Raw genomic sequence first — 7,842 nt, forward strand, 5'->3', positions numbered from 1 at the left:
AAAATAAAATAGAAAAAATGATTGATGATTTTACAGGTATAAAACAATAAACAATAAAGGTTGATAAATTACACAATACTAGGCACTTTGCTGTGGAATTCTTCACCACGGATAAGCAACTCAAATTAACAAAATATATTAAAGCAGCCTCGCATTATTATAGTGTTTGAGTTTGGGTAGTTGTGCTTTAATTACAAAAGAATTTGATAATTGTATTGTTTCAATAGGATTTTATGCAATAAAGGCAGATTCTATTAATAGTGAAATTTTGCTAGTTTTATTTAAATCCCAAATATTTCAAGAATACTTAAAGAAATTTCCAAGTGGGACTTTTAACCACTATTTCTAAAGAGGAATTACAAAATATCTTGCACAAGTGGCGGAAGCGAACTTAGCAATACACCAAAAGATTTGCAAAAATCTGCACCAATGCGACTTTTAAGACAGAGTGCAGGTTTAACTTTGGGCAAAGCAAAGGGGGCATTCGCAAATGGATTGATAGTTTGGACTAGAAATTTAGCCAAATAAAAGGAGTAAAAAAGGAGAAACAATGCAAAAAGTTGTTGTGATTGGAGGCAGTGGGCATATTGGCACTTTTTTGATTCCCGCTTTGGTTGGAGCAGGGTTCAGCGTGGCAAAATTAGGGGCAAGCTCTAATAAGCCAACACTTTTATAACAGCTTGCAACCTTTCTTCTTCTAGTTTTGATACCATAGAATGCTCTTGTTCGCGTAAATCAAGCATTACCAATTCTTTTTTGTTAAATTGCTCTAAAAGTGTTTTGATTCTTGTATCATCTCTTAAAGCACGCGCTTCATCAATATCAACTTCTAATAAGTCTTTTTCAAGCTTAATTTTTTCCCGCTTATTACGAAAATCATATTTGACTTTCTCAATTTTTAAAGTATAGTTGCTCATAATTTTTAAGACTTCACGCTTTTGATTAGCATTTGCTCTTAAATAAGCTTCTTCGTGAATGCCCTTAATATGTGGCGATGGTTTTTTGGGTGGTGCAGCATTTACACTAACACATAAGCCCAAACACATTAGAATTAAAATAGCTAATCTCTTTAGTTTCATCTGAAATTTCATTTGTTTCTCCTTGTCGGGTTAAAAATTATGAAATTTTACTATAAATTTCACAAAAATATATATTTATAGCTCTTTCCTCTTGTGAGTTTGGGGGTAGCAGAGACACACTTTTTCAAAATACCATCCTTTTGGGCTAATGAAGATGTCGCGCAAGTGTTTTTTAAAGCAATTGTGCATAGAGAGGGGTTATAAAGGTGTAATTTGCAAGTGGATAAATACATAGCTGATTATGAGACGCATTTGCAAAGGGTGTTTGGGTAGATTCTAAATTGTGCTGCGACTTTAGTCGCACCTTTGTTACCCATTTGTATGCGTCATTCTGTCATTCCCCAGCTTGTATTAAGATTTTATCTCTGCATACAGAATCTCTTTAAGCCTATCCTCACTAAGTGTTTTTGTTTTCCCATTGTAAGCGCACCAAATATTCCAACTCTTTTCTATCTGTATAGGGATATAAAAATAATAAGGTAACTTTTTTGAAGCTGCTTCATAACAGCGCTTAAGTGCCTCTAATTTTGCTTCATATTGGTCGGTATTAAAACTTGCATTATCTCCACCCCTCACACTTTTTACCTCAAAAATATGGATTCTATCTTGCCAATCTTTTAGCACAAAGTCTGGATAAGAAAAATGATAGCCATTAAGATAATATTCAAATCTTAGCCTTGAATTAAAAAGAAAGTTTTTCCCCACAAGATAAAGCTTTTCTTGTGTTTCTTTGTTGATTTCTAAACGCTTAATAAGTCGCCCTTGCCCATTTGGTGCATCATCGTCTGCAAAATCTAGCAAAATCCCTACCCACTCTTTTTCTGCCTCGCTATCAAAGTAAAATACACCTTTTTCCATGCTTTCCCATATCCATTTAGTAATGTGAGATTTTTTATGCTCACTTTTGCTTAGCACACTCATAAGCGGCAAAACACTCTCACAGCTAGAATCTTGTGGTGGCTCTACAATCATCGTTTCATCATAATCACAAATACTTTCATTCAAAGTCCTTTTAAGCTCTGCAACATTCCCACTTAGCTTAAACCACCGCGCAATTTGCTCTGCCTCACCTTTTGCACTTTGGCAATATGCCGCACAGAGTGTTTGTAGCTCTTTGTTTGCACTTAGACTTTGATAACGTGTAAAAATACTCTCGCTCCCTTCACTACTACTATTTTTAAGCACAGATTCTATTTTTTCTTGGCTATACTTTAAGCCTTGTTCAATGTGTTTTAGCCTCGTTGTGCGGATTCTAAACTCTTCTTGTATGGCATTGCTAAAAAGCCCCTTGTTTATCTCTTCCCCGCGTAGTTTAACACTTATAGTGCTTTGCTCTTGTGGTTTTGCCCCATACACATACGCCTTTGTGATAAGTTCCTTTTGTTTTTCATTTAATGTTTCAAAGTCCAAAAGTCTAGGATTTCGCCTTATACGCCCGATAACCTGCTCTGTAAGCTGTGTGCTTTTGGTATCTCGGATTTGATAAAGCATACACGCTCTAGGTATATCCCAACCCTCACTAATCACCATTTTAAAAATCACAATATCTATCGTGCTATTATTTTCTTTGGCATAGTTTCTCCATTTCTCAACAGCTAATTTTTTCACCTTTAGTTCATCATTGCTATCACATTGTTTAGCATTCTCACTAATATACATATATTTCAAATGCGAAAATTCTAAGTTTCCTAGCACATTTTTTATCACTCTAAGTTCTTGCTCTGCCTTGTCTTTGTTAGAGATTTGTATGATAAGGCAGGGATTAATCCCAACAAGCCTTAAATACCTTTGCCTCAAATCCATAAACTGCCTAAGCGCAATCGCTAGCCTTTTTTCCTCTTGCCTCTCTCCCTCATCATCGTAATATTCTACATCTTTAATGAGCCTAGATTCTATCGCCTTATCTTCACCGATAAGCACATCTGGGATTTGCTCTCTTGTGAGTTTAGGGGTAGCAGAGACATTTAGCACTTTTTCAAAATACCCTTCTTTTGGGCTTTTGATAAGTTCATCAAGATTATTTGTTGCAATATGGCATTCATCTTTGATTAAGTAAAGTCGCTTTGTCTCATAGGCTCTTTGTGCTAGCTCATCATTATCTCTAAAACCTTGTTGCGTGCGTAAAAATGCAATCATCGCACCTTGTTTCAAGCGGGTTTTGTCCCTATACAAATCTCTAGGTAGCACATAGACATTATATTCTGTGGGGATATAGAGTGCGCCCTCACATTTGCCTGTATCAGATTCTATTAAGTAAGGCTTTAGGGTGTGGAATCTCTCCTTAAATCTCATAAACGCTTCATAATTCTGTTGTGCTAAGTTGCCTTTAGAGAGACTAGAGACGATGAACACTGCGCTTTTATATTCGCTTAAGATTCTGTGCATAAAGTCTGCCATCATATAGGTTTTACCACTACCTGTGGGGGCTTTGAAGGTCGTTGTAACTTTGCCCTTAAATACCCTTACTAGCTCCTCTACTGCCTCATTTTGCACATCAATCACTGCTTGCGTCATTTGTGTGCTTCCTTTTTAATCTTCTCTATATAGTCTTTCTCACTTAATGTCTCTCCCTCTTTGAGCACCTTTAGGATTTTGGTTGCGTGGCTGAAATTCTCACATACCCACGCGATTTTGTCATTAATGTTAGAAAATTTCTCTTTTCCATAAAGTGTCTCATCAATCAAAGCAAAGGCATTTTGCCCCTCTTGTGTCTCACACGCATTGACATAATCAATGTTGCTTACTTCTAAGATTCCCCCATAGGGCTTATTTTTCTCTAACCATTTGAAGCTTTTATCTCCATTATAGCATTCTCCGCTCATTATGCGCTTTAGTCGTTTAGTTGTTACATCTAGGGCTATGCCATTAGGGTTAATGTCAGTTTTTTCGTTATTGGTTACAAGGATAAAAATGCGATTACCTCCGTCTTCGCGGTTAAGCTCTAGTGTGGCGTGGGCGGTAGTGCCAGAGCCTGCGAAAAAGTCTAGGATAATATCCCCCTCTGCGTTGTCTCTTTGGCGATTTTGCGGGAGTCTTCGCTTCGGGCTTTGGTCATTACCACTTAAGGTAACTCCCTTGCCCTCATCTTGACAACCCACAAACTCACTCAAAGATACTTCCGCATTAGAATCTAGGTTATTGTTTGGAGTGGTAGAGTGTCTTAAAATCTCTTTTATAAATTCTACACCTTTTGGATATTTAAAAATTTCTCCTAACCCTAAGGCTAAAAGCTCTTTTGTGGCACTTTGATTCATAAAACTATTTTCAGTAAATCTTAAACTATCAAAAGTTTTTTGCTCTGTTTTTAATTCTTTTAAATAGCGTTTATAGATAAAGCCCCTCTCATTGTCTTTATGCTCTTTTTTAAAACAAATATGCCCTTCATCAATATGCTTTTGCATAGTATTTTGTGAAAATCTCCAAAATCTACCATTAGTAGGATAATCTTCTTTTCCTGTATAAGGATTTTTTACTGCAAAATATCCTGTTTTTATATCGCCGCTTTTTGCAGTAGGGTCGCTTGATACCCATTCACCATTTGGGTCATTATCTGGGTTTTTATAATTACTTAAATCCTTTTGCCCACCCAAAAGATTTGCGAAATTTTTATCTTTAGCATAGCAGAGTAAAAATTCGTGTTGATAATTCACGCCCGTTTTTGCGTCATTTGTTGTGCTTTTTGTTTTGCGTATAAAATCCGATACAAAATTCCCCTCGCCAAAGATTTCATCAAAAAGGCATTTGACATAGGCTTGATTCTTATCATCAATGCTACAAAATATCACGCCATCATCGCGTAAAAGCTCCCGTGCTAACTGCAATCGTGGGTATAGCATAGAGAGAAGATTATCGCGCGTGATAGCGTTATTGTAGTTTGTATCGGCAAAGTTACCCATATCATCTTTCCCATAAGGCGGGTCGATATAAATGACTTTGATTTTTTGGCGATAGGAGATAAGGAGATTCTGTAATGCGGGATAGTTATCCCCGATGATAAGGCGGTGCTTTAAGCTACAATTAAGTTGCCCCCCCCCGCACAAGTGCTAGCATTAAAGCTTAAGTCTTCATTGCGCTCAAGATAGGCAATATCGTTGCTTTGTTTTTCTAGTCGTTTGTCAAAATGAAATCCTGTGCGTTTCCAAGTAGTGCCAAGTGCGGCGATACTTTGGGCTTCTTGTATGGATTCTGCTTTGTTGATGAGTTTTTGAAGCAGTTCGGCATTTTCTTTTTCTAAGATTCTATCCTCTACCCTCTTGTCTAGCTCCTCACAAATCCCACGCTTTAGCATAGAAAGTTGGAGGGTATCTTGTGTATCAGTATTGCTTTTCATCACTTCCCCCTAAATCCTTGTCAAATCTGTCGTAATATCTAGGCAATGGGGGTCTCTGTGTGAAACCGTCCATTGCTGATGCCAATAAGGATACACAGGGCGCACGCGACTAACTTTGTCTAGCTTTTCTAAATGCTCACAAGAAAGCGTGATTTGGGTTGCTTTGAAATTTTCTACCAATTGTTCTTTTGTCTTTGCACCGATAATCAGCCCGCTAACGCTTGGGCGCGTCAAAAGCCACGCAAGAGAAATTTGTGCAACAGAATATCCCGTCTGCTTAGAAATTTCTTCGCACACATCAATAATATCAAACAGCTTTTCTTTATCCACGCTCCAAGCTGCGTTTGTGGAAAGGCGGCTATCATTTGGCGGGGTTTTTGTCCGTGAGATTTTACCCGAAAGCAAAGAGCCAGAAAGTGGCGACCACACAAGAGTGCCGACTTTTTGGTCGATTCCTAATGGGAGCAATTCCCATTCTAGCTCTCTTGCAGCAAGAGAATAATAGGCTTGATGTGCAACGGGTTTGGGGAGGTTGTATTTCTCACAAATGGAGAGCATTTTCATCAAATGCCACGCGCTATAATTAGAAACGCCAAAATACCTAATCTTGCCTTGCTTTATTAGAATCTCAATCGCTCTTAGCATTTCTTCTATCGGCGTGAGTGCGTCAAAACAATGAAAATAATAAAGGTCAATATAATCTGTTTGCAATCTTTTGAGGCTTTCTTCGCAAGATTGCATAATGCGCGCAAAGCTCGTGCCTGAATCGTTTTCACCATCTCCTAGCGACATTCCGGTTTTGGTAGAAAGGAAAATTTCTTTGCGTCTGTCTTTGATGAGTGCGCCCAAAATCTCTTCTGCTTTGCCATTAGAATAACAATCCGCTGTGTCAAAGGCGTTTGCGCCATTTTCCAAACACACAGAAATAAGCTCTTTTGCCTCTTGTAATTGCGTGTTTCCCCACGCTTTGAATATATCGCCCACACCGCCAAAAGTCGCTGTCCCAAGTGTCATAACCGGAATCTTTAATCCCGAATTTCCTAATCTTCTATAAATCATTGATAACTCCTTTATATGCTCTATGAAAGGCTGTATAATATCACAAAAGCCATAAAAATCGCAAAAAATTACAAAGATTGACTGACGATAACTTTTATAATTTTATTACATAACAACTAAGAAGAAACAATGAAAATAAAACAAGAGGATTTCAACCAAAATCGTGCAATAGATTCCATAAATTCCACAAATCGCAGAGAGTTTTGGCAACTTCTTGGGCTCTGCTTAAATTCAATGAAAAATTCCTAAAATTTCTTATAAAATTTTCATAAAAACTCTTGACAGACACTAAGTGTCAGCATTTATAATGCTAAATGCAAATTTTTGAGATAAGGAAAATGTATGCACAAAGAATCAAAAATCAAAAAGAATCAAGAGTATTCAAGGCGAGAATTTTTTGAAACATCTAGCAAGGTTGCTTTGCTAGGTGCTTTTGGCGGTGGTTTTAGCACATTGTTTGCGCAAACACAGAATCCTACAAACCCAAATACACAAGGAGCAATGATGAATCTTACAAACAATGCAAAAGCAAACTTTGAAAAACTCTTTGGCAACACCGATGTGCCGCTTGCACAAACCGACCCCGAGTTTTTTGGCAACTATGTTAATTTTGCCTTTGATGAAGTTATAGAGCACTCTCACTTAGAACTTCAAGAGAGACTACTCATTACACTTGCTTCACTTGTGGCTATACCAGCTTTGAACGAATACAAAACTATGCTTGTTGCAGCCCTTAAAAATGGCGTTTCGCCTGTGGCAATTAAAGAGGTGATTTATCAAGCGACACCTTATGTTGGGTTTGGCAAAAGCATTGATTTTATCACCGCAACTAATGCAATTTTTAAAGCACATAATATCGCCTTGCCTCTGCAACCTCAAAGCACAACCACGCGAGAAAACCGCTTTGAAAAAGGCTTACAAACCCAAAGAGAGCTTTTTGGTGAAGCCATTGACAAAGGCAATGCAGCCGCTCCAAAAGATTATAAACATATCCGTAGCTTTTTATCCGCTAATTGCTTTGGGGATTATTACACGCGCACAGGGATTCCGCTGAAATTCCGCGAACTCTTAACATTTGTTTATATTCTCTCAATGGGCGGAGCGGACGCGCAAGTAAAGGGGCATGTGAGCGGAAATATCAGAATCGGCAATGATAGAGCAAAGCTTATTGCGGTCGTTACTGCGCTTGTGCCCTACATTGGCTATCCACGAAGCTTAAATGCGCTAAGCGCGATTGATGAAATCACTTTAAAACCAACAAAATAAAGGAGAAAAAATGAACGACCAAAATCGTAGAGAATTTTTGCAAAATTCAGGAAAATTAATGGGTGCTTTAGCACTTTTTGGAAGTGGGGCTAATCCACTTAATGCACA

7 protein-coding genes are annotated in these 7,842 nt (G+C 37.9%); 2 read left to right on the forward strand and 5 right to left on the reverse strand.

The window, feature by feature from the left end:
- The first annotated feature begins 550 nt into the window (after positions 1-550).
- Entirely contained in the window at positions 551-676 is a 126-nt protein-coding gene (locus tag LS70_RS10345; protein WP_268902952.1) for a hypothetical protein, read from the forward strand.
- Here the strand turns inward: LS70_RS10345 and LS70_RS09550 are convergent.
- The 5 genes from LS70_RS09550 to LS70_RS09575 all read right to left on the reverse strand — a co-directional run bounded on the left by LS70_RS09550 (position 654) and on the right by LS70_RS09575 (position 6,468).
- Positions 654-1,091, reverse strand: coding sequence for a hypothetical protein (locus LS70_RS09550; protein ID WP_034291176.1), 438 nt, complete (start codon positions 1,089-1,091; stop codon positions 654-656). The two genes, LS70_RS10345 and LS70_RS09550, sit on opposite strands and share 23 nt — an antisense overlap.
- Positions 1,092-1,430: 339 nt before the next feature.
- Complete coding sequence (locus tag LS70_RS09555) at positions 1,431-3,593, reverse strand: DEAD/DEAH box helicase (protein WP_138109440.1); 2,163 nt, start codon at positions 3,591-3,593, stop codon at positions 1,431-1,433.
- Positions 3,590-5,119, reverse strand: a complete 1,530-nt coding sequence (locus LS70_RS10245; protein WP_236096474.1) for a site-specific DNA-methyltransferase — start codon at positions 5,117-5,119, stop codon at positions 3,590-3,592. The genes LS70_RS09555 and LS70_RS10245 overlap by 4 nt, the downstream gene beginning before the upstream one ends.
- The gene (locus LS70_RS09570) at positions 5,086-5,409 is read right to left on the reverse strand and encodes a hypothetical protein (RefSeq protein ID WP_034291260.1); all 324 of its coding nucleotides are present in this window, start codon (positions 5,407-5,409) and stop codon (positions 5,086-5,088) included. The genes LS70_RS10245 and LS70_RS09570 overlap by 34 nt, the downstream gene beginning before the upstream one ends.
- Before the next feature lie 9 nt (positions 5,410-5,418).
- On the reverse strand, positions 5,419-6,468 hold the full coding sequence (locus LS70_RS09575) for an aldo/keto reductase (protein ID WP_034291263.1): 1,050 nt from the start codon (positions 6,466-6,468) through the stop codon (positions 5,419-5,421).
- A gap of 504 nt (positions 6,469-6,972) precedes the next feature.
- On the opposite strand from LS70_RS09575, the gene LS70_RS09580 reads away from it, so the two are divergent.
- Complete coding sequence (locus LS70_RS09580; RefSeq protein ID WP_034291267.1) at positions 6,973-7,734, forward strand: carboxymuconolactone decarboxylase family protein; 762 nt, start codon at positions 6,973-6,975, stop codon at positions 7,732-7,734.
- The last annotated feature ends 108 nt before the right edge of the window (positions 7,735-7,842 follow it).

The sequence above is a fragment of the Helicobacter sp. MIT 11-5569 genome, assembly GCF_000765695.2.
Lineage (GTDB): Bacteria > Campylobacterota > Campylobacteria > Campylobacterales > Helicobacteraceae > Helicobacter_D.

Coding starts and splice junctions, on each gene's coding strand:
- LS70_RS10345 (WP_268902952.1), top strand. CDS start 551: ATGCAAAAAGTTGTTGTGATTGGAGGCAGTGGGCATATTGGCACTTTT.
- LS70_RS09550 (WP_034291176.1), bottom strand. CDS start 1,091: ATGAAATTTCAGATGAAACTAAAGAGATTAGCTATTTTAATTCTAATG.
- LS70_RS09555 (WP_138109440.1), bottom strand. CDS start 3,593: ATGACGCAAGCAGTGATTGATGTGCAAAATGAGGCAGTAGAGGAGCTA.
- LS70_RS09570 (WP_034291260.1), bottom strand. CDS start 5,409: ATGAAAAGCAATACTGATACACAAGATACCCTCCAACTTTCTATGCTA.
- LS70_RS09575 (WP_034291263.1), bottom strand. CDS start 6,468: ATGATTTATAGAAGATTAGGAAATTCGGGATTAAAGATTCCGGTTATG.
- LS70_RS09580 (WP_034291267.1), top strand. CDS start 6,973: ATGAATCTTACAAACAATGCAAAAGCAAACTTTGAAAAACTCTTTGGC.